The sequence below is a fragment of the Bradyrhizobium sp. HKCCYLRH3073 genome (assembly GCF_051167995.1).
In the GTDB taxonomy this organism is placed as follows: Bacteria; Pseudomonadota; Alphaproteobacteria; order Rhizobiales; family Xanthobacteraceae; genus Bradyrhizobium.
This window is the reverse complement of sequence record NZ_JBNPUD010000004.1, coordinates 504,567-530,301: the sequence shown is the minus strand read 5'-3', so window position 1 is coordinate 530,301 and position 25,735 is coordinate 504,567. Positions and strand designations below refer to the sequence as shown.

Here is a 25,735-nt window from a genome sequence, read left to right as displayed (position 1 = left end):
ATCGAGGCTGCCTTAGCAAAAACGCCCTTTCAAAGGCAACGGGAGACGCCAAGATATGACCAAAGGGAAACGGATCGCGTGGATCACGGGCGGCGGCACGGGGATCGGCGAGGCCGGCGCGCTGGCGCTGGCGTCCGATGGCTGGACGGTCGTGGTGTCGGGCCGTCGCAAGGCGGCGCTCGACTCCGTGGTGGCGCGAGTCGCGGCGAGCGGCGGCACAGCCGAGGCTGTCGTGCTCGACGTCGCCAAGGCGGCGGACGTGCAGGCCGCCGCCGATGCCATCCTGATGCGGCACGGCCGCATCGATCTCCTTGTGAACTCCGCCGGCGTCAACGTGCCGAGGCGGCGCTGGGACGACATGACGCTCGACGGCTGGAACCAGCTGGTCGAGATCAATCTCAACGGCGTGCTGTATTGCATGAAGGCGGTGCTGCCGGCGATGCGCGCGCAAGCGGACGGCACCATCATCAACGTCTCGTCCTGGGCCGGGCGCCACGTCTCGAAGATGCCGGGGCCGGCCTACACCTCGACCAAGCACGCGGTGCTCGCGCTGACGCACTCCTTCAACATGGAAGAATGTGTGAATGGCTTGCGCGCATGCTGCCTGATGCCGGGCGAAGTCGCGACGCCGATCCTGGAGCAGCGCCCGGTGGTGCCGAGCGCGGAGGAGCAGGCGCGGATGCTGCAGCCGGAGGATCTCGGCCGCACCATTGCTTTCGTCGCGAACATGCCGCCGCGCGTGTGCATCAACGAGATCCTGATCAGCCCGACTTGGAATCGTGGGTTCATCCAGACGCCGGGCAACAGGGATTGAGGGGGCTTGCATATCAAACATGCCGAACGTTCCCTACAACGACAGAGGACCTCGGGCCTGGTCTCACGGGATAACCACTGTCGGGCGGGCCTATCACGCGCGACCCCACCGGTGTCGTCCCCGCGAACGCGGGGACCCATACCGCGTGATGTCTGAAACAGGCAGGCGGCCAGTATCGAGCACGACAATTTAGCCCTGTGGTTATGGGTCCCGGATCTGCGCGCTTCGCGCTTGTCCGGGACGACAGTGGAGGTTGGCGCATCGAGCGCCGCCTCCGAAAAGCAGATTGAAATCGTGCGGTCTCATCCTCGCGACACGGTGCGCCCGAGCTGTGCTGAAACTCATCGCCCTCAAACAAACAGAGGGCGCAGGGAAGGCCGGGCGCTGGCCGCGCCCGTGGCCCGCCTGCGAAAGAAAATGCAGGCGGCAGGTACCACAGGTCTGGCCGAACACACCCGGCCCTCCCTGCGCAACGGTTTTAACGGCTGCTTCGCGTTCTCCCTGGTGCGCCGGCTTGCTGGCCACCATCACGAGCGCGACACGCCAGGGCATCGCCACCCGCTTGATATCAGCGTCGGGATATCAGGACCGCGCGACTTGACCGTGCGTGCATCGCCGTTCGTCCGCGCAGACTGATCCACGCTGCAGCAACACACGCCCATCGCATCCCACTGCCAACGTCTCGTGACGGTCGCGACACGCCCCTCATGCGGCAGCAGGGACGCGCGGAAATGTGCAGGTGATTTGCCCGACGGCACAAGGCCGAATATCGCGACAAACTAACACGACGGGCAGTTTGCGCATGGGAGGAATGCGGGCGACGTCACGCGATCTCGCATGAGACCGACAGCCACATCGTCCGCTTCTACGGCCGAGACCTCGGCCTCATCGACCGCGACCGCCGTTTCCTGCGCTTTGCTCCGCCGCGTGCGCGGCTCCGCGTCGCGCAGGAAACGGCGGAGACAAAACAGCAGTGATCGAATACTGTCAGGAGTCAGCCCGGTCCAAAATGTCAGGGATCAACCCGGTCGGTCAGGGCGATGAATCCAGTGGCGCGCGTCGTACGATCAGCAAAACGGCTGGCCCGTCGCTATCAAGACATGGGCATCGACTCTCATCGGCAGCGGAATTCGTGGACCCCCCACCCCCGACCCCTCCCCGCAAGGGGGAGGGGTGCGCACCGCGGTTGGAATTGGCGGGCGAGGTTCAAACGCTCAAGGATCGATCAGGCAATCTGCACCCGCCCTCAGAACGACGTGCCGCCGCCGAACCGGAATTCCTGGGTGACGTCGTATTTGCCCTTGGACAGCGGCACCGCGTAGTCGAAGCGGAGCGGGCCGAACGGGGAGGCCCAGATCAGGCCGACGCCGACGGAGGAGCGCACGACCTTGCTGTCGTCATACAGCATGCCGCATTTGCAGGCGGCCGAATTGACCTCGCCGGTGGCGGCCCAGGAGGTCGGGCCCTGATAGCCCCACAGCGAGCCGGCGTCGGCATAGACGGCGCCCTTGAGGCCGACTTCCTTGGGCAGGAACCAGAACGGCATCTGCAGCTCGGCGGAGGCGCCCCAATATTTGGTGCCGCCCAGCGAATCGCCGGTGGCGCCGAGGCTGCGATAGGTGATGTCGCGCGGCCCGATGCCGTTGGACGCGAAGCCGCGCACCAGCGTCGGGCCCATCTGGTAGTGGTCGAGCATGCGCAGGTCCTTGTCGCCGATCTTGTTCAGCATGCCGCCCTGCAGATGGATGACGCTGACGATATCGGCGACCAGCGGGGTGTAATATTTCGCGTCCACCGCCGACTTCAGATAGCTGACATTGCCGCCGACGCCGGCGAAATCCTGCCGCCAGTCGATCAGCAGGCCGTCGGTCGGGTTCTTGGTGTTGTCGAGCGTGTTGTAGGTAAGAGTGTAGCCGAGCGCCGAGGTCAGCGCGGCGCCGTCATTCAGCTCCTTGCGCACCGCCAGGCTGGATTCGCCGTCGCCGTAGCAGCCATAGCCATAGACGCCGGAGCTGGTCGCGTTGGTCGGATCGACGCCGCCGAGCACGCTCTGGATATAGGCCGGGGTCGGATTGAAGGCGAGCAGGCCGTTGGCGTTGTTGTTGTTGCAGTTCGCCAGATAGGACGGCAGCGTGATCTCCTGCCGGTACAGCGAGTAGCGCAGCTGCAGCGACAGGTCCTCGCGCAGCTGGAAGCCGAGCCGCGGGCTGAAGCCGATCGTGCGCGTGCCGTAGCTCGTATAGCTGTTGGCGAGCTGCTGACGATAGGAGACGTCCAGCCCGAGCGCCACGCGGTAGTCCAGCAGATAGGGCTCGACAAAGGACAGCGACACGCCGCGGGTATATTGTCCGTAGGTGACCGCCGCCTTGGCGTACAGGCCGCGGCCGAGGAAATTGCGCTCGGAGATCGAGACCTCGGCCAGGGCGCCGTCGGTGGTGGAATAGCCGCCCGAGATCGAGAAATCGCCGGTCGACTTTTCCTCCAGATTGACCACGAGGATGACGCGGTCGCTCGACGAGCCCGGCTCTGCGGTGATCTTCACGTCCTTGAAGAAATCCAGGTTCTTCAGCCGGCGCTCGGCGCGATCGACCAGCGCGCGGTTGTAGGCGTCGCCCTCGGACAGATCGAACTCGCGCCGGATCACGTAGTCGCGGGTGCGGGTGTTGCCGCGGATGGTGATGCGCTCGATATAGGTGCGCGGGCCCTCGTCGACCTGGAACACGATCGCGACCGTATGCGCTTCCAGATTGCGGTCGCCGCGCGGACGCACGACGGCAAAGGCAAAGCCGCGACGCGAGGCCTCGATCTGCATCTCCTCGACCGACTTCTCGAGCTGCTCGACGTTGTAGAGCGCGCCGACATTGACGCGCGAATAGCCGCGCAGCGTGTTGGCGTCGAGCGCCGCGACGCTCGACTGGAACTGCACCGAGCTGACGCGGTATTGCTGGCCCTCCTCGATCTGGAACGTGACCAGGAACCCCTTCTGGTCCGGGTCATATTCGCTGAGCGCCGCGACGACCTGAACGTCCGCATAGCCGTTCTTCAGATAGAAGCGGCGGATCAGGTCGCGATCGGCCTCGACGCGATCGGGGTCGTAGACGTCGTTGTTGCCGAGGAAGCTGAGCCAGTTCGTCTGGTGGGTCTTGATCACGTCGCGCAGGCGCGCGGCGGAATAGGCGTTGTTGCCGACGAAGCTGATCGATTTCACACCGGTCTTGACGCCCTCTTCGATCGTGAAGACGAGGTCGACGCGGTTGTTGGGCTGCTCGATGATCTCGGGCGTGACGCGGACGTCGTAGCGGCCGGAGCGGCGGTAGATCTCGGCGATCCGCTGCGCGTCCGACTGAACCATCGGACGGGACAGCGTGCCACGCGGCTTCGACTGCACTTCCGCCGTGAGCTGCTCGTCCTTGACCTTCTTGTTGCCCTCGAAGGCGACGCGGCCGATCACGGGATTCTCGACCACGCGCACGATCAGCCGGCCGCCCTGCCGGTCGATCTTCACGTCGGCGAACAGGCCGGTCTGGACCAGGGCCTTGAGGCCGTCGTCGACCTGGCCGGCATCGAGCGTGCCGGCGGGACCCGGCTTAAAGTAGGAGCGGATGGTGTCGGATTCGACGCGCCTGTTACCCTCGACGGTGATCGCGCTGGCGACGGCGGGTGCCGCCGCGGCCATGCGGGGCAGCGAGGAAACGGGCATGGCCAGCAGCATCAGGGCAAGCACGCCCAGCAGTCTCAGACGCATCATCGACGCTCTTTCGAAAGTCAGAGTCCTCGGCGCGCAGACGTTCGTCGGCACGCCACCGGAATCGCTGATGCCCGTCAAAGATGGTCGCGATGCGCCGATCTCGTTTCGTGAAATGTCTGATGATGCTGGATGTGACTGAGTGTTTCCGGTCAGACAAGATTCTCGGGCCAACCGAGCGGCAGAGGGCATGAGCAGATAATAAGTGCGTCGCCCGCGCTGCGACCGGAAAGCCACGGCTGAGACGGACATCTCCGTTAAGCAATCGGCCCGGCCGCGCCGCATTCGGTGGCTTCCGAAATCAAATTCTACAAATCTTCGGAAATTGGCAATACGAGGGAAAAACGAGGGTGCTAATTGATCGTCATCCGAACTAAGCCCCCAAGTAGTTCGGCCAAGGCCCGGTGCGCGTAGATTCCCATTGATATTCCGGCGCACCGGGCCGCCCCTTTTTCCCTCGCGCGCGAGCCGATGGCCCGTAGGATGGGCAGAGGCGCGGTAGTGCCGCGGCTCCATCCGAGGTCGCGGCAGCGCCATGCCCACGGTCTGAGCGTGAATGCGCGGCGCGGCGGTGTGCAGGCCGCCGCCTTCGGCGGTCGCCTTGCCCTCCTACGGTTCCCGCCGCCCCACCCGAATCACCACAATGTCCGCCGCTGTTGCGAAATTGCCTCTGGATCGGGGCAGGAAAACCGATCAAAACGGGCGGCAGCGCCGATGGTTAATCGCGTCTTAACCTCGCCCCACCTATGGTGACCGCTAAAGGCACCGGTTCATGGGCGATCGGCGGCTTCCACTGGTTTGGCGCGCGTTTTACGTATGGCAATGACCGCTTCATCCCCCGCGCCCGCTGGCGCCAGCCATTCGGAGAGCGAACGCTCGCCGTTTGCGCGGCTGAACGAGCTGCTCGCCCCCTACAAGCCGGGCAAGCCGATGATCACGCTCGCCGTCGGTGAGCCGCAGCATCCGGTGCCGGGCTTCGTCGGGCCGGTGCTGGCCCAGCACATCGCCGAGTTCGGCCGCTACCCCGCGGCCAAGGGCATCGAGCCGTTCCGCAAGGCGGCCGCCGGCTGGCTGTCGCGCCGATTCGCGCTGCCGCGCGCTGTTGATCCCGAGCACGAGATCCTGGTCCTCAACGGCAGCCGCGAGGGCCTGTTCTTCGCCGCCCATGCCGCGCTCCGCCACGTCGGCCCGCGCCGCGGCAAGCCCGCGATCCTGATGCCGAACCCGTTCTATCCGGTGTATGGCGTCGGCGCGCGCACCGCCGGCTGCGACTCCATCTATCTGCCGACGACGCGCGAGAACGGCTTTCTGCCGGACCTCGATGCGATCGACGAGGCGACGCTGTCGCGCACGATCGCGTTCTACCTTGCGACGCCGGCCAACCCGCAGGGCTCGGTGGCATCAGCGGACTATATGCGCAAGCTGGTCCGGCTCGCCAACGCCTACGGCTTCCTGATCTTCAGCGACGAATGCTATTCGGAGATCTACACGAAGGCGGCGCCCGGCAGCATGCTGGAGCATGCCGGGCCCGACTACACCAATGTGGTCGCGTTCCAGTCACTGTCGAAGCGCTCCAACGTGCCGGGCATGCGGATCGGCTTCGCCGCCGGCGACCGCCGATTCCTCGCGGGCTTTCACGAGCTGCGCAATGTCGCGGCGCCGCAGGTGCCGGTGCCGCTGCAGCACGTGGCGGTCGCCGCCTATGCCGACGAGGCCCATGTCGAGGAGAACCGGCGGCTGTACCGCGCCAAGTTCGATCTCGCCGACCAGATCATCGGCAACCGCTATGGCTACAGGCGGCCCGATGGCGGCTTCTGCGTCTGGCTCGACGTCACTGAGCGCGGCGGCGACGAGGAGGTGACGTTGCGGCTGTATCGCGACGCCGGCGTGCGCGTGGTGCCCGGCAGCTACCTGGCGCGGCCGCAGGCCGACGGCTTCAATCCGGGCCTCGGCTACATCAGGCTGGCGCTGGTGGCCGATGCCGAATCCACCGGTGAGGCGTTGCACCGGCTGGTCGAGGTCCTGGGATAATCGCGGGGCTGATGCAGATGCCGGCGATCGAACGAGTCATTCCCCTGGTCAACCACCTGCCGACGTCGCTGCGCGACGCGCTGGTGCGGCGGCTGCGCGAGCTCGCGGGCCTCTGCCTGATCGCGCTGTGCGGCGTGGCCGCGGCGGCGCTGATGACGTGGTCGGTGCGGGACCCCAGCCTGAGCCACGCCACCTCGCGCGCGATCCGCAACATCGTCGGCTATCCCGGCGCGATCAGCGCCGATCTGCTGATGCAGATCCTCGGTCTCGGCTCGATCATGGCGATCCTGCCGCTTTCGATCCGCGGCTGGCGGATGATGACGCACCGGCCGTTCGACCGCGAGGCGCTGCGCTTCGGCGCCTGGATTCTCGGCGCCGTCATCGCCGCCGGCTTTGCCAGCTGCTGGCCACGCTCGCATGCCTGGCCGCTGCCGACCGGTCTCGGCGGTGTCGTCGGCGATGCCCTGGTGCGCGCACCGGCCGTGGTGTTCGGACCGCCCGGCGTGATCTATCGGCTGGTGCTCGGCGCCCTTCTTCTGGTGGCGATGATCGGCTGCCTGCTGGTGGCCGGCGGCATGGGCGCAAAGGAAGCCGATCCGAGCCTGCTCGCGGAGGAGGACGACGACACGCCGCTGGCCGACCCTGAGGACGATGACGACCGCAAGGCGATCCGGCTCGGCTGGGTGTTCCACGCCATCATGAGCGCCAAGGCGCAGGTCGTCTGGTTCCTCAGCACGGCCTACCGCGCGCTGGTGTCGTCAGGTCCGCAGCCGCGCGCCGCCGCCGCAGGCCGGCAGGAGCCGAGCCTCGGCCGCGGCCAGGGCAAGCCGACGCTCGCGCCCGAAATGGATGAGGACGGCGGCGACGAGGAAGAAACCGAGGAGGGCGAGGACGAAGAAGAGGAGGAGGAGCCCGCTCCGAAGTCGCGCAAGAAGCCGGCGCCGAAGACTCCTGCGAAAAAGTCCAACGACAAATACGATCTGCCCTCGGTCTCGATGCTGGCGGCGCCGAAATCCTCCGACCGCCAGCCGCTGTCGAAGAGCGAGCTGGAGGCCAATTCGCGCGCGCTGGAAGGCGTGCTGCAGGATTTCGGGGTGCGCGGCGAGATCGTCAAGGCGCATCCCGGCCCGGTCGTCACGCTGTACGAGCTGGAGCCCGCGCCCGGCATCAAGTCGTCGCGCGTGATCGGCCTGGCCGACGACATCGCCCGCTCGATGAGCGCGCTGTCGGCGCGCGTCGCCGTCGTGCCCGGCCGCAACGCCATCGGCATCGAGCTGCCCAACGTGCATCGCGAGAAGGTGTACCTGCGCGAGCTGCTGGTGGCCAAGGAGGCGACCGAGAGCGTCGCCAAGCTGCCGCTGTGCCTCGGCAAGAACATCGGCGGCGAATCCATCATCATCGATCTCGCCCGCACCCCGCACATGCTGATCGCCGGCACCACCGGCTCGGGCAAGTCGGTCGCGATCAACACCATGATCCTGAGCCTGGTGTATCGGCTGCGCCCCGATCAGTGCCGCCTCATCATGGTCGACCCGAAGATGCTCGAGCTTTCCGTCTATGACGGCATCCCGCATCTCCTCACGCCCGTCGTGACCGACCCGAAGAAGGCCGTGGTCGCGCTGAAATGGGCCGTGCGCGAGATGGAGGAGCGCTACAAGAAGATGGCCAAGCTCGGCGTGCGCAACATCGACGGCTACAACGCCCGTCTCGGCGAAGCCCGCGCCAAGGGCGAGGAGCTGACCCGCACCGTCCATACCGGCTTCGACAAGGAGAGCGGCAAGGCGATCTACGAGGAAGAGAAGCTCGACCTCGATCCCCTGCCCTACATCGTCATCATCGTCGACGAGATGGCCGACCTGATGATGGTCGCCGGCAAGGACATCGAGGGCACGGTGCAGCGCCTCGCCCAGATGGCGCGCGCCGCCGGCCTGCACGTCATCCTGGCGACGCAGCGTCCGTCGGTCGACGTCATCACCGGCACCATCAAGGCCAACTTCCCGACCCGCATCTCCTTCCAGGTGACGTCCAAGATCGACAGCCGCACCATTCTCGGCGAGATGGGCGCCGAGCAGCTGCTCGGCCAGGGCGACATGCTCTACATGGCCGGCGGCGGCCGCATCAGCCGCGTGCACGGCCCGTTCTGCTCCGACGAGGAGGTCGAGAAGGTGGTCAAGCATCTCAAGGCCCAGGGCTCGCCGGAATATCTCGAGGCGGTCACCGCCGAGGAGCCGAGCGAGGAGGATGGCGCCGTGTTCGACGCCACCGGCATGGGTGGCGGTGGCGGCGGCGACGATCTGTTTTCCCAGGCGGTTGCCGTGGTGAAGCGCGACCGCAAGGCCTCCACCAGCTACATTCAACGCCGGCTGCAGATCGGCTATAACAAGGCCGCTTCGCTGATGGAGCGGATGGAACAGGAAGGCATCGTCGGCCAGGCCAACCACGCCGGCAAGCGCGAGATCCTGGTGCCCGAGGAGGAAGGCGGGTTCTGACGGCCCGATGGCCGCAGAAACGCCGCTTCGGTGCCCGATCTTCACGCGATTACGATCACGCTGCCCGGCCGAACCGGGATAGAACGCGTAAAACCTCAGGACGTCGTTTTGAAAAGCTCCTTGTTGAACAGCACGTTTTCGTATCACGCAGCTTGGCGCGGGCGCCGGATCGGCGCCTGGCTGGTCGCCTGCGCCGTGACGACATGCTCCATCGCCGGAGCGTCCGGTCACGCCGCCGCGCAAGGCACGCCGGCTCCGAAATCAGGCCCGAAGAGCGGCTCCCAGCTCAGCGCCTCCGACCAGCAGCGGGCCGGCCAGAGCCCCTCGACCACGCAGACGGCCCCGCCCAATCCGGTCATTCCCGATCCCCGGCGCAACGTGCCGGCCAGCATCTTCACCTCGTTCGACGCCAACCAGAAGGCGCAGGCGGCCAAGGTCAGCGCCTATCTGTCGTCGCTGCAGACGCTGGTCGGGAATTTCGTTCAGGTCGGCCCGGACGGCAGCAAGACCAAGGGTGATTTCTACATCCAGAAGCCCGGCAAGGTCCGCTTCGAATATGACCCGCCGACCCCGATCGACATCATCGCCGACGGCTCCTCGCTGGTGGTGCGCGACCGCAAGCTCGCCACCCAGGACGTCTATCCGCTGTCGCAGACGCCGCTGCGCTACCTCTTGTCCGACCGCATCGACCTGTTGAAGGACACCAACGTGATCGCGGTCGCCGCCGACGACCTCTACGTCACGATCACGATCGAGGAGAAGCAGGCCCTGATCGGCACCAGCCGGCTGATGCTGATGCTCGGCGCCAAGGACGGCCAGCTCAAGCAGTGGACCGTGACCGATCCGCAGGGCTACGACACCACGATTGCCGTCTACAATCTCGATACGACCAAGAAGCTCGACCCGGCGATGTTCAAGATCGACTTCACGGCCTACCCGTCGACCCCGCCGGGCTGACGCCGCTTCCCGCGCTCGCTCAGCGCGATTCGAGCCCGCGCACCTTCCACTGCGCTTCGGACAGCGCAAGCTTCTCGAAGCGCTTGCGCGCCTCCTCGAGGTCATCGGCTGGAAGCGCGTCGCAGCCGGGCCGCTCGCGCAGGATCATCGACGTCGTCGCCCAGCTCAGCCGTGCCGCCTTGCAGGCCAGCAGCAGATCCGTGAGGCGATCCTCCTCCAGCAGCGTCTCGATCGTCTCGATGGTGACGACGCAGAGCAGCGCCAGCGCCGCGATCACGGCAGGGAAATCGCCGGTGGCACAGAAGCGGTTGACGGCGGAGTCGCCGAGCTTGCCGGTGCGGCTGAGGGCGGCGACCTCAGCCTTGACCTGCTGATAGTCCCAGATCGCGCGCATCGCCGCACCGGGCGAGCGGGTCGGCGTCGCCTGCAGGGTGGCGCGGGTCGCCGGCGGTGCGGCCTTGATGAAGCGGGCGCGGGCGCCCTCGCTGGCCGCGGCGACGAAGGCGCGCGACAGCTTGGCCGGCAGGTCGGTGCGCAGCGCGAGCTTCTCGGCGAGATCCTCGTCGCGCTCGGCGATCTTGAACAGGCTGCGATAGCCGTCCTCGGACAGCTTTGACGTGAGGTTCTGCGCCAGCGCCATGCGCACCGCCGGAAAGCCGCGCGCGATCAGCTGCGTCGTGAGGGCGTCGCCGATGCCCCTGCGGCTGGCGATCGCGGCCAGATGCGCCGGGCTGCCGGTGCGGATGAACTCGGCGAGGTCGCGCTCGGTCAGCACCGCCGCCTTGGCCAGCATCGGCCCGGCGACGCGCAATTCGGGATGAACGGCGAGCATCCGCGCCGTCGCGTAAGGCGCGCGTTCGACGCCGGCGAGCGCCATGCTCAGCTCGGCCAGCAGCTCGGTCGCGACCTGCGGCATCAGCCTGGCGAACATCTGGTCGTAGAGATCGAGCTGCTCGGCGGACGCCGGCCGCGGACCGGCCAGGAACAGGCTGGTGGTCCGGCGCAGCATGTCGGTGGCGAGCTCGGACACCGTCCGCGCATCACCGGCGGGCGTCTTGGCGGTTGGAGCTGCCGCGGGCGCTGGAGGCATCACACGTCCCTCGTTGGGCGCCTCTCGGCCGTGACGGAGGCGCGGGTCGATCATCAATTGCGGAAGAATGCGAAGGCCGGACTAAAGGCGCGTTAAGCCCAGCGGCCGGAGCTGCAACCTCACGCGGCTGTCGTTAATGGATTGCAGCAGAGCGCGGCAACGACAATGTTCCCGTATTGTTCTTGCGAACAATGCCTGCTTCCGCTAGCGTCCCAGACGGGAGGGGCATCATGGTCCAGCGCGTTTCCACCGTCGCCTTTGAGGGGATCGAGGCCCGCGCGGTCGACGTGCAGGTCCAGGTCGCACCCGGACTGCCGGCCTTCGCGATCGTCGGCCTGCCGGACAAGGCGGTGTCGGAGGCGCGCGAGCGGGTGCGCTCGGCGCTGATCGCCTCCGGCCTGGCGCTGCCGGCGCGGCGGATCACCGTGAACCTGGCGCCGGCCGACGTGCCGAAGGAAGGCAGCCATTACGACCTGCCGATCGCGCTCGGCCTGATGGCCGCGATCGGCGCCATTCCGCCGGATGCGCTCAGCGGCTTCACCGTGCTCGGCGAGCTCGGCCTCGACGGCTCGATCGCGCCCGTGGCGGGCGTGCTGCCGGCCGCGATCGGCGCCAATGGCCGCGAGGAAGGCCTGATCTGCCCGGCAGCCTGCGGCGCCGAGGCGGCGTGGGCGAGCCCCGATTTGCAGATCATCGCGGCGAGCTCGCTGATCCAGATCGCCAACCACTTCAAGGGCACGCAGGTGCTGTCGCGGCCGCAGCCGAAAATCCAGGAGGCGCCCGCGAGCCTGCTCGACCTGCGCGACATCAAGGGCCAGGAGAGCGGCAAGCGCGCGCTCGAGATCGCCGCCGCCGGCGGGCATCATCTGCTGATGATCGGCTCGCCCGGCGCCGGCAAGTCGATGCTGGCGGCGCGGCTGCCGTCGATCCTGCCGCCGCTGTCGCCGGCCGAGCTCTTGGAAGTGTCGATGATCGCCTCGGTCGCCGGCGAGATCGAGGGCGGCGCGCTGACCAACCGGCGGCCGTTCCGCAGCCCGCATCATTCCGCCAGCATGGCGGCGCTGACCGGCGGCGGCCTGCGCGCCCGGCCCGGCGAGATCTCGCTGGCGCATCAGGGCGTGCTGTTCCTCGACGAGCTGCCGGAATTCGATCCGCGCGTGCTGGATTCGCTGCGCCAGCCGCTGGAGAATGGCGAGGTCTCGATCTCGCGCGCCAACCACCGCGTCACCTACCCTGCCCGCTTCATGCTGGTCGCCGCGATGAATCCGTGCCGCTGCGGCAACGCCTTCGAGCCCGGCTACGCCTGCAAGCGCGGCCGCATCGACCGCTGCACGGCCGACTACCAGACGCGCATCTCCGGCCCGCTGATGGACCGCATCGATCTGCGCATCGAGGTCCCCGCCGTCACCGCCGCCGACCTGATCCTGCCGCCGTCGAAGGAAGGCTCGGCCGAGGTCGCCGCCCGCGTCGCCGCCGCGCGCGACCTGCAGCGCGCCCGCTATGCCAAGGCCGGCCTACCGCATATCCGCACCAACGCCGAGGCGCCCGCCGCCGTGCTCGACGAGGTCGCCAGGCTCGACGCCCCCGGCCAGAAGCTCTTGCGCGAGGCCGCCGAGACGATGCGGCTGTCGGCGCGCGGCTATCACCGCGTGCTGCGCGTGGCGCGGACGCTCGCCGATCTCGACCACGCCGAGGCGATCGGCCGGCTGCATCTGGCCGAGGCGCTGTCGTATCGCGCGCTGGCGGAGGACAATCGTCACGCGGCGTGACTGCCCGCCCCTTCAACACTCTGGTAACGACTTCTCTTTACGCTCCGACAACCATAAGGCCCGCGTTTCGTCCTCAGGCCTGCCGCGTCGGTGCGTATCATGTTGCGTTTCAAGGTCATCGTTTCGGCCGTGCCGCTGATCGCGGCCGTGGTCATTGCCAAGGTCGAATTGGCACCCTCCCCGCAGCCCTGCATTGCCGTCGGCGCCGACAGCGCCTCGCTCGGCTCGGCGCCGTTCCACGCCGATCTGCATGTCGACTTCACCGACGATCCCGCGCTCGCCACGGTGCGCGTGGCCCTGGCGGACAGTCCGGAGGCGGCCGATGTCGTCGTGGTCGACGATGCGCCCGTGGAAGAGGATCGGGGTTGCGGCATCACGGCCGCCACCCAGGTCGTCGCGATCGCGGCTGATCGCCTTGCGGGTTCGCAGCGGATCTATCTCGCCCGCGATGATGCCGATGGCCGCGCCGACTATCGCATCTACGTCCGCTCCAGCCACATGACGGCCGGGGACGCTGCCGCACTGATCGTCGCGGCCCGCAATCATTCCTCATCGCCGGCCAATCCGGTTCTGTGACTCGGGCTAACCCCCGGTTCACCATCTCTGCACCGCCGGCTGGCGTGGGCATGACCTTTCAAAGTCTCAGCAATACCGACGCCGCATGGTGCGGGTCGGCGAGGACATTGGGATCGGAAGCTGGGGGTGATCGAGATGGGACCGATTTTTCACGTCAGGCTGCGCCTGCGCCGGTTCATACGCCGTCACCGCACCATCTTCGCGATTCTGCGCTCGCTGATGATCTTCTCCGCCGGCTTCGGCGGCGCCTACGGCTTCATCAAGGCCAGCATCTCCCCGAACTCCGGCTACAATCCGCACGCCTTCGCGATCGGCGCCAGCTTCCTGTTCGCGCTCGCCTGCGTCGGCCTGGCCACGCTCAGCATGCGGCTGCGCTTCGTCGCCAGGAAGCTGCACAAGATTGCGCTCCACAACGAGGTGCTGGCCGACCGGAACTGGGAGCTGCAGGAAGCCGAGCAGCGCGCCCGCAATCTGTTCGAGCAGCAGGGCGATCTCATCGTCATGCGCGCCCGCGACGGCACCATCGTCTTCGTCAACGACGCCTATTGCCGGATGGCGGGTCTCGACCGCGACAATCTGCTCGGCAGCGCGTTCACCTTCCAGCTGATCGAGCAGGGCGACAGCGCGCTGGAGCCGAACGGCACGCGCGTCCACGACCAGCGCATCGAGAGCGCGATCGGACCGCGCTGGATCGCGTGGCGCGAGGCGCTCGTGCGTTCCGACGCCGGCCAGCCCGCCCTGCTGCAATGTGTCGGCCGCGACGTCACCGACCGCACCGAAACCGAGCGCGCGCTGGCGGAGGCGCGCGACCAGGCCAACGCCGCGAACCGCGCCAAGTCACGCTTCCTGGCGATGGCCAGCCACGAGATCCGCACGCCGCTGAACGGCATCCTCGGCATGAGCGGCCTGTTGCTCGACACGCAGCTCACGCCGGAGCAGACGACCTACGCCAAGGCGGTCCGCACCTCGGGTGAAGCGCTGATGTCGCTGATCGACGAGCTGCTCGACTATTCGAAGATCGAGGCCGGCAAGCTGGCGCTCGAGGCGCAGCCGTTCTCGCTGGCAGCGCTGATCGAGGAGATCACCGAGCTGCTGGCGCCGCGCGCGCAGGCCAAGCAGCTGGAGATCGCGGCCTATCTCGACGAGCGCCTGCCGACCTGGGTAACGGGCGACGCCGCGCGGCTGCGCCAAGTGCTGCTCAACCTCGCCGGCAACGCCATCAAGTTCACCGCGACGGGCGGCGTTGCCCTGATCGCCGAGCCCGGCATCTGGCCGAACGAGATCAGCTTCCAGGTGCGCGACACCGGCATTGGCATCGCAGCCGACGCGCAGGACCGCATCTTCCGCGAATTCGAGCAGGCCGACGACAGCGTGGCGCGCAGCTTCGGCGGCACCGGGCTCGGCCTTGCGATCTCTGACCGGATCGTCAAGCGCATGGGCGGGCGCATTTCGCTGCAAAGCCAGCTCGGCGCCGGCTCGACCTTCGAGGTGGCGGTGCCGCTGCCGCCGGCGCTGGAGCGCGGCGAGCAGAACAGCTTCCGCGGCCCCGACCTCGCCGGACAGTCGATCATGCTGGTCGCGCCGGCCGGGCTGCAGGCCGAGCTGATCGAGCGGCGCCTGCAGAACTGGGGCGCGCAGACCTGCCTGGTCGCCGAGGCCGAGGTCGCGCGAGCCCTGCTGCCCGAACGCGCCTGGCATGCCGTGCTGGTCGACGACGCCATCGGCAGCGATGAATCGCTGCGTCTGGGCCGGGTCGCGCACCACCATACGACACGGCTGATCGTGCTGGTGACGCCGGCGAGCCGCCACGAGCTGGCACCGGCGGCGCCGTTTCACGGCTATCTCGTCAAGCCGCTGCGCGCCGCCTCGCTCGCCGCGCGCGTGAGCTTCGATACCGACGGCACGGTCCTCGCCGACGATCCGGTCCCGACGATCGCGCCGCCGATCGCGGCTCAGGCCGGCGCGGGCCTGTCGATCCTCGTCGCCGAGGACAACGACATCAACGCGCTCCTGATGCGCTCGCTGCTGACCAAGCTCGGCCATCACGCCGACATCGCCGTGCATGGCGAAGCGGCGCTCGACTCCTGGCTCGCGGCGCGCTCGGCCGGCGCGCCGTACGATCTGATCCTGATGGATGTGCAGATGCCGAAGCTCGACGGCATCGCTGCCGCCAGGCGCATCCGCGCCATCGAGGCCAGCGAGCCCGGCGGGCGCACGCCGATTCTGGCGCTGACGGCCAACGCGCTGGTCGAGGACCGCTACGCCTGCTTCGAGGCCGGCATGGATGGGTTCCTGGTCAAGCCGATCGATCGCGACAAGCTCGACGAGGCGCTGGCGAATCTGGCGGCGGCCCGGCAGGTGGCCGCGTAAGTCGTTAGTTGCGGCACCGACGGTGCGCTGCCTCTCCCCGTTCTTACGGCAGGGCGATCGCATATGGCTTTCCTGGGCGGACCTTTCATGGCCTCATGGTTCGAGACGCGTCGCGAGAGCGACGCTCCTCACCATGAGGATCAATAGCTTTGCGGCGGAGAAGGCCCTCATCCTGAGGAGCCCGCCGAAGGCGGGCGTCTCGAAGGATGGTCGCGAAAAGACTGCGCGCCCCAGCCTCTTTCACCATATGCGATAGCCCTAGTTCTTACGGGGAGAGGGCTGGGGTGAGGGGCAGCTGCACGAGTAGTGCGAATGGTGAGACCTGTACCCCCTCACCCGGATTGCATCTGGCGATGCAATCCGACCTCTCCCCGCAAGCGGGGCGAGGTAAGCATCTCGCAAGCCGCGAGAGCTTCCATCATCGTAGGCGGGCGATCTCACTCACTCATCAGCGCGCCGGGCCGGCCTCGGCGGCTCCGCTTACAGCCGCCTCAGCGCCACCGTCTCGATCTCGTGATCCGCGCCCTTCTTCAGGATCAGGGTCGCGCGCGGCCGTGTCGGGAGGATATTGTCCTCGAGATTGGCCAGGTTGGTGCGCTCCCAGATCGCGATCGCGGTGGCGATGGCCTCCTCGTCCGACAGCAGCGCGTAGCGGTTGAAGTAGGACCTGGGATCATGGAACGCCGTGTCGCGCAGCGACAGGAAGCGCTTGACGTACCATTTGCGCAGGATCGCCTCGTCGGCATCGATATAGACCGAGAAGTCGAAGAAGTCGGAGACGACCGGCACGGCCTTGCCGTCGCGCGGCAGCGGACCGGTCTGCAGCACGTTGACGCCTTCGACGATGAGGATGTCCGGCTGGTCGATCTCGGTCCACTGATTGGGGACGATGTCGTAGCTCAGATGGGAATACACCGGCGCGCGCACCGGATGGCGGCCGGCCTTGATGTCGGACAGAAAGCCGAGCAGCCGCGGCAGGTCATAGCTTTCCGGAAAGCCCTTCTTCTGCATCAGGCCCTGCCGCTCCAGCACCGCGTTCGGATACAGGAAGCCGTCGGTGGTGATGAGATCGACCTTGGGCCGCGGCGACCAGCGGGTCAGCAACGCCTGCAGCACGCGCGCAGTGGTCGACTTGCCGACCGCCACCGAGCCGGCGACGCCGATGATGTAGGGCATCTTGCGGTCGCGGATGCCGAGGAACTGACGCTGCGCGTAGTACAGCCGCTGCGCCGCGTCGACATACATCGACAGCAGTCGCGATAGCGGGAGGTAGATGTCCTCGACCTCCTGAAGGTCGAGACGATCGTGCATCGACCGCAGCTTGGAGAACTCGCCGGGCTCCAAGGTCATCGGCGTGTCGTTGCGCAACTCGGCCCATTGTTCGCGGGTAAAAACGCGGTACGGATTATATTGTTGTTCGGTGGTGCGCATATCCATGACGCTGCCCTTCGTTTCCCCGCCGTCGCGCCCTACTCCGTCTTGCGCGACGCCTTTTCTTCCAGTCCCGATTGACCGGTGCGCTTGCCGAGCGCCGCCTCGACCTCCTCGAGCCGGACGTCACGCGACTTCAACAACACCAACAGATGAAACAGCAGATCGGCGCTTTCGGAGATCAGATGCTCGCGGTCGGTGCCAACAGCGGCAATGACGGTCTCGACCGCCTCCTCGCCCATCTTCTTGGCGCATTGCGGCGGCCCCTTGTCGAGCAGCTTGCGCGTATAGGACGCCTCGCCGCCCGCCGCGGCGCGCGCGTCGATGATGGCAGCGAGATCGTGAAGCGTGAAGCGGGACATCAGCCGGTACTCGGAACGCCTGCCCGACCACGGCGGCCGGACCAGCGTTCATCTAACATTTTTGCGACGCAATGTCGTCAGGGATCGAGCCGCATCGGCAGGCCCTGGCGCACCATGTGCTCCTTGGCCTGCCGGATGGTAAATTCCCCGAAATGGAAGATCGACGCGGCCAGCACCGCGGTCGCGCGGCCCTCGCGGATGCCGTCCACCAGATGATCGAGGTTGCCGACACCGCCGGAGGCGATCACCGGCACCGGGACGCTGTCGGCGACCGCCCGGGTCAGCGGCAGGTCGAAGCCCTGGCGGGTGCCGTCGCGGTCCATCGAGGTCAGCAGGATCTCCCCTGCCCCCAGCGATACCACCTCCTGGGCATATTCCAGCGCATCGATGCCGGTCGATTTGCGGCCGCCATGGGTGAAGATCTCCCAGCGGCTTCCGCCGCCAGGCCGCGACACGGACTTGGCGTCGATCGCGACCACGATGCACTGCTCGCCGAACTTCTCGGCCGCCTCCTTGACGAATTCGCGCCTGCTCACCGCGGCCGAATTGATCGAGACCTTGTCGGCGCCGGAACGCAGCAGGGTCTTGATGTCGTCGATGGTGCGCACGCCGCCGCCGACCGTGACCGGCATGAAGCAGGCCTCCGCCGTGCGCCGGACGACGTCCAGCATGATGCCGCGGTTCTCATGGGTGGCGGTGATGTCGAGGAAGCAGAGCTCGTCGGCGCCGGCGGCGTCATAGGCGATCGCCGCCTCCACCGGATCGCCGGCGTCGCGCAGATTGACGAAGTTGACGCCCTTGACCACCCGTCCGTCCTTGACGTCGAGGCAGGGAATGACGCGGACCTTGAACATCCTGTTTTCTCCTACGCACGCGCCGCGCGGATCAGCGCCAGTGCTTCCGCGGGATCGAGGCGGCCGTCATAGAGCGCGCGGCCAGCGATGGCGCCTTCGAGCTTTTTCGCCCGTGGTGCCAGCATCGCCTTGACGTCCTCGATCGAGGCCAGGCCGCCGGAGGCAATCACGGGGATCGAGATGGCATCACCGAGCGCGATCGTGGCCTCGAGATTGAGGCCCTTGAGCAGGCCGTCGCGCGCGATGTCGGTGAAGATGATCGCGGCGACGCCGGCGTCCTCGAAACGCCTGGCGATGTCGAGCGCCGTGACCTCGGAGGTCTCGGCCCAGCCCTCGACGGCGACCTTGCCGTCGCGGGCATCGAGTCCGACGGCGACGCGGCCGGGGAAGGCCTTGGCTGCGGTCTTCACCAGCTCGGGATCGCGCACCGCCGCGGTGCCGATGATGACACGGGTGATGCCTTTGCTGAGCCAGGCCTCCACCGTCTTGAGATCGCGGATGCCGCCGCCGAGCTGCACCGGCATGTTGACGACTTTCAACATCGCTTCCACGGCGTGCGCATTCATCGGCTTACCGGCGAAGGCGCCGTCGAGATCGACGACGTGGAGATAGTCGAAGCCCTGGTCGGCGAAGCTCTTGGCTTGCGCAGCGGGATCGAGATTGAACACGGTGGCGCGGGCCATGTCGCCCTGCTCCAGGCGCACGCACTGGCCGTTCTTCAGATCGATGGCAGGAAAAAGGATCATCGGAGCTGTCTTTCAGGCAAGCGCCCTGCCCGCCTCCTGGACGGACAGGCGCGCTGCGCTCACGGCTTCCACTTCAGGAAGTTGGAAATGAGGGCGAGACCGAAACGCTGGCTCTTCTCGGGATGGAATTGCGTGCCGATCGCGGTGTCCTTGCCGACGATCGCGGTGACCGGACCGCCGTAGTCCGCGCGCGCCAGCACGTCGTTCTCGTTGACGGCATTCAAGTGATAGGAGTGCACAAAGTAGGCGTGCAGGCCCTTCGGCCCGAGCGGCAGCCGCTCCAGCACCGGATGCTCTTGCAGCACATCGAGCGTGTTCCATCCCATGTGCGGGATCTTCAGGCTCTCGTCGCGAGGCGTGATCTTCTCGACGTCGCCGGAGACCCAGTCGAAGCCGTCGGTGGTGACATGCTCCTTGCCGCGCGTCGCCATCAGCTGCATGCCGACGCAGATGCCGAAGAACGGCCGCGCCTTGTGGCGCACGGCCTCGGTCATCGCCTCCAGCATGCCATCGACGGAGTCGAGTCCGCGGCGGCAGTCGGCGAAGGCGCCGACGCCGGGCAGCACGATGCGGTCGGCGCGATACACCGTGTCCGGATCGCGCGTCACCACGACCTTCTGCGGATCCGCCATGCCGCGCGCGGCGCGCTCGAACGCCTTGGCGGCGGAATGCAGATTGCCGGAGCCGTAATCGATGATCGCGACACTCATCGTCCACCTCCGGGTTCTGGGAACAAGCCAATGATGCTGGCATGCGGCAGCGGCGGCGGGTGCTGCCCATTGCCATTGTCACGCGAGGGCGGCGGTGCGCCGCGATCGACGGTGTAGTTGCTGTAGCCGAGATCGCTGCGCCGGGCGGCCCAGCGCTCGAAGAAGCGGCGCTCGGCGGCATCGAGATCGTCGGCCACGACGACGTCGAGCTGGCGCCAATTGCCGCGCGAATAGCTCCAGCGCTTCAGGCTCGAGGCTTCGAGCCCGAGCAGGATCGCAAGCAACAGATCGATTCCGGCAATCGCGGCGCCGCTGACGCCGACGCGTACCAGGACGACGTCGAGCGCGATCATCAGCAGGGCCCAGACCAGCATCGCAAGCCAGAGGCGATGCCAGGCCAGCCAGACGGCGCCGAGCACGGCGGCCCAGAAATGGAAGCCGTCGCGGATGAAGACGAAGCGATCGGTCGAGCGCAGATCGGCTCCGGCGGCGAGGGGAGCGTGAACCGTATAAACGGGCATGTCGAAATTCCCTTGGGAGGAGGGAGGTCAGCCGCCGAGCTGACCCTTGGTGGATGGCACTTCGCCCTTGTTGCGCGGGTCGATCGCGAGCGCGGTTCGCAGCGCCCTGGCCAGACCCTTGAAGCAGGATTCGGCGATATGATGGGCGTTCTCGCCGTACAGCGTCTCGACATGCAGCGTGATGCCGGCGTTCATGGCAAAGGCGTTGAACCACTCGCGCACCAGCTCGGTGTCGAACTCGCCGATCTTGTCGCGCGCGAAGGTCGTGCGGAACACCAGCATCGGCCGGCCCGACACGTCGATCACGACGCGCGTCAGCGTCTCGTCCATCGGCATGTGGATCGAGGCGTAGCGGGTGATGCCGGCCATGTCGCCGAGCGCCTGACGCACGGCCTGGCCGAGGGCGATGCCGACATCCTCGGTGGTGTGGTGGAAATCGATATGCAGGTCGCCGACCGCCTTGACGGTCATGTCGATGCGGGAATGCCGGGCAAGCAGATCCAGCATGTGATCGAAGAAGCCGATCCCGGTCGCGATATCAACCACGCCGGTGCCGTCGAGGTTCACGGACACCTCGATCTCGGTCTCTTTGGTCTTGCGCCTGATGGTCGCGCTACGCATGGGGTCAGCTTTCCCTTGAAAACGCGGCCCTTTTATCAGGCGGATGACACCTTAGCTACTGCGGGATGACGCCCCGGACGCCTGATCTCGGGCCATGGTGAGCGGATTTCAAGGCCTGGCAGGGCAGGGCAGGGACCCGGTAATTGTATCCCGACGCCTCAGCCCCTAAATCAGGGCATCAACCAGGGATCCCCCATGCACGCATCTTCGAACGAGCCCACCGTCTGGCACGGCACCACGATCCTGACCGTCCGCAAGGGGGGCAGGGTGGTGATCGGCGGCGACGGCCAAGTCTCGATCGGCCAGACCGTGATCAAGTCCAACGCCCGCAAGGTGCGCAAGCTCGGCAAGGGCGACGTCATCGGCGGCTTCGCCGGCGCCACGGCCGACGCGTTCACCCTGTTCGAGCGGCTGGAGAGCAAGCTGGAGCAATATCCGGGGCAGCTGACCCGGGCCGCGGTCGAGCTCGCCAAGGACTGGCGCACCGACCGCTACCTGCGGCGGCTGGAGGCGATGATGATCGTGGCCGACAAGGAGGTCTCGCTGGTGCTGACCGGGACGGGCGACGTCCTGGAACCGGAGGCCGGCGTGATGGCGATCGGCTCCGGCGGCAACTATGCGCTGGCGGCCGCGCGGGCGCTGATCGACACCGACAAGGACGCCGAGAGCATCGTGCGCCGCTCGCTCGACATCGCCGCCGACATCTGCGTCTACACCAACCGCAACATCACCATCGAAGCGCTGTCGGCCGAGTAGACGATGACCGCGGACGAGATCGGCGCCCCGTCCCGGCCTTGGTCCGGACCCTGGCTCATCCTGGCGCTCGGTCTGCTGGTGCTGCAGGCCGCACTGTTGTTCGCGATGGGCCGGCTGCCGATCTGCGCCTGCGGCACCGTGAAGCTGTGGCACGGCGTGGTGCAGAGCTCGGAGAACTCCCAGCATCTCACCGACTGGTACACGTTCTCCCATGTCATTCACGGCTTCCTGTTCTATGCGCTGACCGCGCTGGTTCTGCCGTTTCTGCCGTGGCAGGGGCGGCTGATCATCGCGATGCTGATCGAGGGCGCCTGGGAGCTGGTCGAGAACTCCAGCTTCATCATCGAGCGCTATCGCGCCGCCACGATCTCGCTGGACTATTTCGGCGACAGCATCGTGAACTCCATCGGCGACACCTTGGCGATGATGACCGGCTTCCTGCTGGCGCGGGTGCTGCCGGTCTGGCTGACCGTCGTGATCGCAATCGCGTTCGAGATCGGGGTCGGCCTGCACATCCGTGACAACCTGACCCTGAACATCCTGATGCTGATCCATCCAACCGAGGCGATCCGGCAGTGGCAGGCCGGGCCGCCGCTCCTGTGACGACGGAAATCCGGCTTGCCCTCATCCCCGTCCGACCCTAGCTAGAGCCCATGACCGACTTTTCCCCCCGCGAAATCGTCTCCGAACTCGACCGCTACATCGTCGGCCAGGCCGACGCCAAGCGCGCCGTCTCCATCGCCCTGCGCAACCGCTGGCGCCGGCTGCAGCTCGATGCCGGCCTGCGCGAGGAGGTGCTGCCGAAGAACATCCTGATGATCGGCCCGACCGGCGTCGGCAAGACCGAGATCGCGCGGCGGCTGGCCAAGCTCGCGGGCGCGCCGTTCCTCAAGGTCGAGGCGACCAAGTTCACCGAGGTCGGCTATGTCGGCCGCGACGTCGAGCAGATCATCCGCGACCTCGTCGAGGTCGCCATCGTCCAGGTGCGCGAGCGCAAGCGCAAGGACGTCGCCGCCCGCGCCCAGCTCGCCGCCGAGGAGCGCGTGCTGGATGCGCTGGTTGGCGCCAATGCGAGTGCTGCGACGCGCGACTCGTTCCGCCGCAAGCTGCGCGCCGGCGAACTGAACGACAAGGAAATCGAAATCGAGACGCAGTCCTCGGGCGGCGGCATGCCGATGTTCGAAATCCCAGGCATGCCGGGCGCGCAGATGGGTGCGATCTCGATCGGCGACATCTTCGGCAAGCTCGGCGGCCGAACCAAGACGCGGCGCGTGACGGTCGAGGCCTCGCACGACATCCTGATCGCGGAGGAATCCGACAAGCTGCTCGACAGCGACCAGCTGGTGCAGGAGGCGATCGGCGTGGTCGAGAACAACGGCATCGTGTTCCTCGACGAGATCGACAAGATCTGCGTGCGCGAGAACCGCGCCGGCGGCGACGTCTCGCGCGAGGGCGTGCAGCGCGACCTGCTGCCGCTGATCGAGGGCACGACGGTCTCGACCAAGCATGGCGCGGTCAAGACCGATCACGTCCTGTTCATTGCCTCGGGCGCGTTCCACATCGCCAAGCCCTCGGACCTCTTGCCGGAGCTGCAGGGACGATTGCCGATCCGGGTCGAGCTGCAGGCGCTGACCCGCGACGACATGCGCCGCATCCTGACCGAGCCGGAGGCATCGCTGATCAAGCAATATGTCGCGCTGATGCAGACCGAGGGCGTGACGCTCGACATCACCGACGATGCGATCGACGCGCTCGCCGACATCGCGGTTGCGGTGAATTCCACGGTCGAGAACATCGGCGCGCGCCGGCTGCAGACGGTGATGGAACGCGTGCTGGACGAGATCTCCTTCAACGCCTCCGACCGCGGCGGCGAGACGATGCGTGTCGACGCCGCCTATGTGCAGCAACACATCGGCGACCTCGCCAAGAACACGGATCTCAGCCGGTTCATTTTGTAAGAGGCGTCGCCCTTCAGCCTCTGCGCTCTTTCGCACAGGCGTAGCGTCACCCTCCGCTGTCGTCCCCGCGAAGGCGGGGACCCATAACCACCGAAGCTGATTGTCACTCAAGATGGCGGCTCCAGCCCTGCCTCATCACGTACAGCGGTGGTTACGGGTCCCGGCTCAAGGCCGGGACGACAGCGGTGGGTGTGGCGGCGAGCTTGCCTCCATCTCTCACCGCTCGGACATCGCATGACGGCCGCCTACAGCCGGCACTGGCGCACGATGCTCGCCGTCAACGCCGCGGTCATGCTCGGCGTGTTCCTGCACAAGCTCACGCTGCCGCCCTACATTCCCTACATCCACCTGCTTGTCGACTATCACCACGGCTTCATCAAGCGCGCGCTGATCGGGGCCATCGTCGGGTTGTTCACGACGAAGGTGCCGGTGTGGCTGGTGTTCGCGTTGGCAGGCCTCGTCTGGCTGATCACGTTCGGATTGTTCGTCCAGCTATTCCGCCGAACATTCGGATTGAACAGCGCACAGCTCCCGCTGTTCGTCTTCACCGCTGGCTCGCCGTTCGTGTTCAAGAACTTCCTGTTCACGCTCGGGCACTTCGACGTCTATGGCTGTCTTGGTGCCATCATCCTGATGCTGGTGCCGGCGGGCTCGCTCGGCTACGTCCTGCTCGCTGCGCTGACCTCGGCGGTGCTGGTGCTGATCCATCACATCCATCTGCTGATGTACGTGCCCACCATCGCCGCCATCGTCGTGCTGCGCTACTACTTGCCACGCAGGACGACGCGCCTCGACATGGCCGTCGGCGGAGCCGCACTGATCGGACTCGGCGCGCTGTTCCTGACGGCGCAATTCCTCGGCACGATGCCGCTGCCGGAAGCGGACTTCACAGCATATCTGCGGACCCGCATGGCCGATCCGACACGCACCGAACTCTTGCAGTTTGCTTACGTGTGGTACCAGCCGCTGACGAAGGAGGTGCAGGACACCTGGGCAAGACTGCCGTCGAACCTGCTCGGCTTGCCCGTCTATGCGCTGCTGCTCTGGCTTCACGCGCCGCTCTGGCGCACTTTCAGGGACCTGATTGGCGCGCTGGAAGAGCAGCGCCATCGCCAGATCGTCATCGCCGCGCTGGTTGTCATCACTCTCGCTTACCTCGTGATGTTCGCGATGGTGTTCGACTATTCGCGCTGGATCTCGAGCTGGGTGGTCTGCATGGTGCTGATGCTGCACGCGGTGAAGACGCTGCCCACCACAAAGCCTGTGGCCCTCATCGACGCCGGCGACCGCACGACCACGATCCTGGGCTGGATCGTCACCGCCATCCCGCGCGTCGGCATCATCCGGCCGTTCTGACGCTCAGCCCCGGGCGCGCCTGATCCGGACATAGAGCGCGCCGGCACCGCCATGTCCCACATGAGCCTCCTCGAAGCCGACAATCAGCGAGCGGAATTCCGGCAGGCTCAGCCAATGCGGCACCTGGCGCCGGAGCACGCCGCGTTCGGGATCCGCACCGATCGTACCCTTGCCGGTGATGACGAGCACGAAGGTGAGCCCGTCATGCTGGGCGCGATGCAGGAAATGATGCAGCGCCTGGTGCGCCCGGCTCTGGGTCATGCCGTGCAGATCGAGCCGCGCATCGATCTCGCTGCGGCCGCGCGACAGTTTCGAGCGCTCCTTGCGGCCGAGCGAGACCAGCGGCGGGATGGCCGGCCGGGCCGGCTTCGGCACGACCACCGGCGCGACCGGCCGCGGCGTCATCATCGGCTTGTCCGGCTGCGGCTCGGCCGTCACCATCGGCGGATGCGGCCGCACCGGACGCGGTGTCTTGCGCAGCGGCTTGACCTGGCGCGCCACCGTCTCCCACAGCGTACGCTCGTCCTCGGAGAGGCCACGCTTGCGACGGCCGCGGGGCGGCTCGGGATCTTCAGACAT

General features: G+C 67.0%; 22 protein-coding genes. 12 read left to right on the top strand and 10 right to left on the bottom strand.

Annotated features, from left to right (window positions below):
• Positions 1-55: 55 nt before the first annotated feature.
• Positions 56-814, top strand: a complete 759-nt coding sequence (locus ACQR1X_RS13420) for an SDR family oxidoreductase (protein ID WP_315800856.1) — start codon at positions 56-58, stop codon at positions 812-814.
• 1,246 nt (positions 815-2,060) lie between these two features.
• Here the strand turns inward: ACQR1X_RS13420 and bamA are convergent.
• Positions 2,061-4,562: an outer membrane protein assembly factor BamA gene (gene bamA, locus ACQR1X_RS13415; protein WP_315800857.1), complete on the bottom strand. Its 2,502-nt coding sequence runs from the start codon at positions 4,560-4,562 to the stop codon at positions 2,061-2,063.
• Here bamA and ACQR1X_RS13410 point away from each other — a divergent pair.
• The 4 genes from ACQR1X_RS13410 (at position 4,513) to ACQR1X_RS13395 (ending at position 10,036) form a co-directional block, all read left to right on the top strand.
• Positions 4,513-4,701, top strand: coding sequence for a hypothetical protein (locus ACQR1X_RS13410; RefSeq protein WP_315800934.1), 189 nt, complete (start codon positions 4,513-4,515; stop codon positions 4,699-4,701). The two genes, bamA and ACQR1X_RS13410, sit on opposite strands and share 50 nt — an antisense overlap.
• Before the next feature lie 674 nt (positions 4,702-5,375).
• On the top strand, positions 5,376-6,590 hold the full coding sequence (locus tag ACQR1X_RS13405) for an aminotransferase class I/II-fold pyridoxal phosphate-dependent enzyme (RefSeq protein WP_434838756.1): 1,215 nt from the start codon (positions 5,376-5,378) through the stop codon (positions 6,588-6,590).
• A gap of 11 nt (positions 6,591-6,601) precedes the next feature.
• A complete protein-coding gene (locus ACQR1X_RS13400) occupies positions 6,602-9,079 on the top strand; it encodes a DNA translocase FtsK (protein WP_434898996.1) in 2,478 nt (825 codons plus the stop codon).
• 168 nt (positions 9,080-9,247) lie between these two features.
• The gene (locus ACQR1X_RS13395) at positions 9,248-10,036 is read left to right on the top strand and encodes an outer membrane lipoprotein carrier protein LolA (protein WP_409997877.1); all 789 of its coding nucleotides are present in this window, start codon (positions 9,248-9,250) and stop codon (positions 10,034-10,036) included.
• A 19-nt stretch (positions 10,037-10,055) separates the two neighbouring features.
• On the opposite strand, the gene ACQR1X_RS13390 is transcribed toward ACQR1X_RS13395, so the two are convergent.
• Entirely contained in the window at positions 10,056-11,126 is a 1,071-nt protein-coding gene (locus ACQR1X_RS13390; RefSeq protein ID WP_434898995.1) for a DUF2336 domain-containing protein, read from the bottom strand.
• A 230-nt stretch (positions 11,127-11,356) separates the two neighbouring features.
• Between ACQR1X_RS13390 and ACQR1X_RS13385 the strand changes: the two genes are divergently transcribed.
• The 3 genes from ACQR1X_RS13385 (at position 11,357) to ACQR1X_RS13375 (ending at position 15,841) form a co-directional block, all read left to right on the top strand.
• Positions 11,357-12,895: a YifB family Mg chelatase-like AAA ATPase gene (locus tag ACQR1X_RS13385; RefSeq protein WP_434898994.1), complete on the top strand. Its 1,539-nt coding sequence runs from the start codon at positions 11,357-11,359 to the stop codon at positions 12,893-12,895.
• Positions 12,896-12,994: 99 nt separating this feature from the next.
• The gene (locus ACQR1X_RS13380; RefSeq protein ID WP_434898993.1) at positions 12,995-13,471 is read left to right on the top strand and encodes a hypothetical protein; all 477 of its coding nucleotides are present in this window, start codon (positions 12,995-12,997) and stop codon (positions 13,469-13,471) included.
• Between the two features lie 135 nt (positions 13,472-13,606).
• Positions 13,607-15,841, top strand: a complete 2,235-nt coding sequence (locus ACQR1X_RS13375) for an ATP-binding protein (protein ID WP_434898992.1) — start codon at positions 13,607-13,609, stop codon at positions 15,839-15,841.
• 480 nt (positions 15,842-16,321) lie between these two features.
• Here the strand turns inward: ACQR1X_RS13375 and coaA are convergent, their stop codons facing one another.
• The 7 genes from coaA to hisB form a co-directional block, all read right to left on the bottom strand.
• Positions 16,322-17,278 (bottom strand): type I pantothenate kinase, encoded by a 957-nt coding sequence (gene coaA / locus ACQR1X_RS13370; RefSeq protein WP_315800864.1) that lies wholly within the window; start codon positions 17,276-17,278, stop codon positions 16,322-16,324.
• Between the two features lie 32 nt (positions 17,279-17,310).
• Positions 17,311-17,634: a phosphoribosyl-ATP diphosphatase gene (locus ACQR1X_RS13365; protein ID WP_316183042.1), complete on the bottom strand. Its 324-nt coding sequence runs from the start codon at positions 17,632-17,634 to the stop codon at positions 17,311-17,313.
• Between the two features lie 77 nt (positions 17,635-17,711).
• Positions 17,712-18,488 carry an imidazole glycerol phosphate synthase subunit HisF gene (gene hisF / locus ACQR1X_RS13360; RefSeq protein ID WP_316183041.1) on the bottom strand — a complete coding sequence of 259 codons (777 nt, stop codon included), beginning with the start codon at positions 18,486-18,488 and terminating at the stop codon, positions 17,712-17,714.
• A gap of 11 nt (positions 18,489-18,499) precedes the next feature.
• A complete protein-coding gene (hisA, locus tag ACQR1X_RS13355; protein ID WP_434898991.1) occupies positions 18,500-19,234 on the bottom strand; it encodes a 1-(5-phosphoribosyl)-5-[(5-phosphoribosylamino)methylideneamino]imidazole-4-carboxamide isomerase in 735 nt (244 codons plus the stop codon).
• Between the two features lie 59 nt (positions 19,235-19,293).
• The gene (gene hisH / locus ACQR1X_RS13350; protein ID WP_316215433.1) at positions 19,294-19,944 is read right to left on the bottom strand and encodes an imidazole glycerol phosphate synthase subunit HisH; all 651 of its coding nucleotides are present in this window, start codon (positions 19,942-19,944) and stop codon (positions 19,294-19,296) included.
• Positions 19,941-20,465: a DUF2628 domain-containing protein gene (locus tag ACQR1X_RS13345; protein WP_315800869.1), complete on the bottom strand. Its 525-nt coding sequence runs from the start codon at positions 20,463-20,465 to the stop codon at positions 19,941-19,943. Before ACQR1X_RS13345 ends, hisH begins: the two co-directional genes overlap by 4 nt.
• Before the next feature lie 27 nt (positions 20,466-20,492).
• Positions 20,493-21,086 carry an imidazoleglycerol-phosphate dehydratase HisB gene (hisB, locus tag ACQR1X_RS13340; protein WP_315800870.1) on the bottom strand — a complete coding sequence of 198 codons (594 nt, stop codon included), beginning with the start codon at positions 21,084-21,086 and terminating at the stop codon, positions 20,493-20,495.
• Between the two features lie 195 nt (positions 21,087-21,281).
• Here hisB and hslV point away from each other — a divergent pair, with 195 nt between their 5' ends.
• From hslV to ACQR1X_RS13320, 4 genes are all read left to right on the top strand, one after another.
• Complete coding sequence (hslV, locus tag ACQR1X_RS13335; protein WP_315750519.1) at positions 21,282-21,842, top strand: ATP-dependent protease subunit HslV; 561 nt, start codon at positions 21,282-21,284, stop codon at positions 21,840-21,842.
• Between the two features lie 3 nt (positions 21,843-21,845).
• Complete coding sequence (locus tag ACQR1X_RS13330; RefSeq protein ID WP_434898990.1) at positions 21,846-22,445, top strand: DUF2585 domain-containing protein; 600 nt, start codon at positions 21,846-21,848, stop codon at positions 22,443-22,445.
• A 50-nt stretch (positions 22,446-22,495) separates the two neighbouring features.
• A complete protein-coding gene (hslU, locus tag ACQR1X_RS13325) occupies positions 22,496-23,800 on the top strand; it encodes an ATP-dependent protease ATPase subunit HslU (RefSeq protein ID WP_315800872.1) in 1,305 nt (434 codons plus the stop codon).
• Positions 23,801-24,034: 234 nt separating this feature from the next.
• Positions 24,035-25,156 carry a hypothetical protein gene (locus ACQR1X_RS13320; protein ID WP_315800873.1) on the top strand — a complete coding sequence of 374 codons (1,122 nt, stop codon included), beginning with the start codon at positions 24,035-24,037 and terminating at the stop codon, positions 25,154-25,156.
• A 3-nt stretch (positions 25,157-25,159) separates the two neighbouring features.
• On the opposite strand, the gene ACQR1X_RS13315 is transcribed toward ACQR1X_RS13320, so the two are convergent.
• Complete coding sequence (locus ACQR1X_RS13315; protein WP_316183034.1) at positions 25,160-25,735, bottom strand: Smr/MutS family protein; 576 nt, start codon at positions 25,733-25,735, stop codon at positions 25,160-25,162.

Excerpts from the sequence above, each read along its gene's own strand:
- ACQR1X_RS13420 (WP_315800856.1), top strand. The coding sequence starts at position 56 with ATGACCAAAGGGAAACGGATCGCGTGGATCACGGGCGGCGGCACGGGG.
- ACQR1X_RS13410 (WP_315800934.1), top strand. The coding sequence starts at position 4,513 with ATGGCCAGCAGCATCAGGGCAAGCACGCCCAGCAGTCTCAGACGCATC.
- bamA (WP_315800857.1), bottom strand. The coding sequence starts at position 4,562 with ATGATGCGTCTGAGACTGCTGGGCGTGCTTGCCCTGATGCTGCTGGCC.
- ACQR1X_RS13405 (WP_434838756.1), top strand. The coding sequence starts at position 5,376 with ATGGCAATGACCGCTTCATCCCCCGCGCCCGCTGGCGCCAGCCATTCG.
- ACQR1X_RS13400 (WP_434898996.1), top strand. The coding sequence starts at position 6,602 with ATGCAGATGCCGGCGATCGAACGAGTCATTCCCCTGGTCAACCACCTG.
- ACQR1X_RS13390 (WP_434898995.1), bottom strand. The coding sequence starts at position 11,126 with ATGCCTCCAGCGCCCGCGGCAGCTCCAACCGCCAAGACGCCCGCCGGT.
- ACQR1X_RS13385 (WP_434898994.1), top strand. The coding sequence starts at position 11,357 with ATGGTCCAGCGCGTTTCCACCGTCGCCTTTGAGGGGATCGAGGCCCGC.
- ACQR1X_RS13380 (WP_434898993.1), top strand. The coding sequence starts at position 12,995 with ATGTTGCGTTTCAAGGTCATCGTTTCGGCCGTGCCGCTGATCGCGGCC.
- ACQR1X_RS13375 (WP_434898992.1), top strand. The coding sequence starts at position 13,607 with ATGGGACCGATTTTTCACGTCAGGCTGCGCCTGCGCCGGTTCATACGC.
- coaA (WP_315800864.1), bottom strand. The coding sequence starts at position 17,278 with ATGGATATGCGCACCACCGAACAACAATATAATCCGTACCGCGTTTTT.
- ACQR1X_RS13365 (WP_316183042.1), bottom strand. The coding sequence starts at position 17,634 with ATGTCCCGCTTCACGCTTCACGATCTCGCTGCCATCATCGACGCGCGC.
- hisF (WP_316183041.1), bottom strand. The coding sequence starts at position 18,488 with ATGTTCAAGGTCCGCGTCATTCCCTGCCTCGACGTCAAGGACGGACGG.
- hisA (WP_434898991.1), bottom strand. The coding sequence starts at position 19,234 with ATGATCCTTTTTCCTGCCATCGATCTGAAGAACGGCCAGTGCGTGCGC.
- hisH (WP_316215433.1), bottom strand. The coding sequence starts at position 19,944 with ATGAGTGTCGCGATCATCGATTACGGCTCCGGCAATCTGCATTCCGCC.
- ACQR1X_RS13345 (WP_315800869.1), bottom strand. The coding sequence starts at position 20,465 with ATGCCCGTTTATACGGTTCACGCTCCCCTCGCCGCCGGAGCCGATCTG.
- hisB (WP_315800870.1), bottom strand. The coding sequence starts at position 21,086 with ATGCGTAGCGCGACCATCAGGCGCAAGACCAAAGAGACCGAGATCGAG.
- hslV (WP_315750519.1), top strand. The coding sequence starts at position 21,282 with ATGCACGCATCTTCGAACGAGCCCACCGTCTGGCACGGCACCACGATC.
- ACQR1X_RS13330 (WP_434898990.1), top strand. The coding sequence starts at position 21,846 with ATGACCGCGGACGAGATCGGCGCCCCGTCCCGGCCTTGGTCCGGACCC.
- hslU (WP_315800872.1), top strand. The coding sequence starts at position 22,496 with ATGACCGACTTTTCCCCCCGCGAAATCGTCTCCGAACTCGACCGCTAC.
- ACQR1X_RS13320 (WP_315800873.1), top strand. The coding sequence starts at position 24,035 with ATGACGGCCGCCTACAGCCGGCACTGGCGCACGATGCTCGCCGTCAAC.
- ACQR1X_RS13315 (WP_316183034.1), bottom strand. The coding sequence starts at position 25,735 with ATGTCTGAAGATCCCGAGCCGCCCCGCGGCCGTCGCAAGCGTGGCCTC.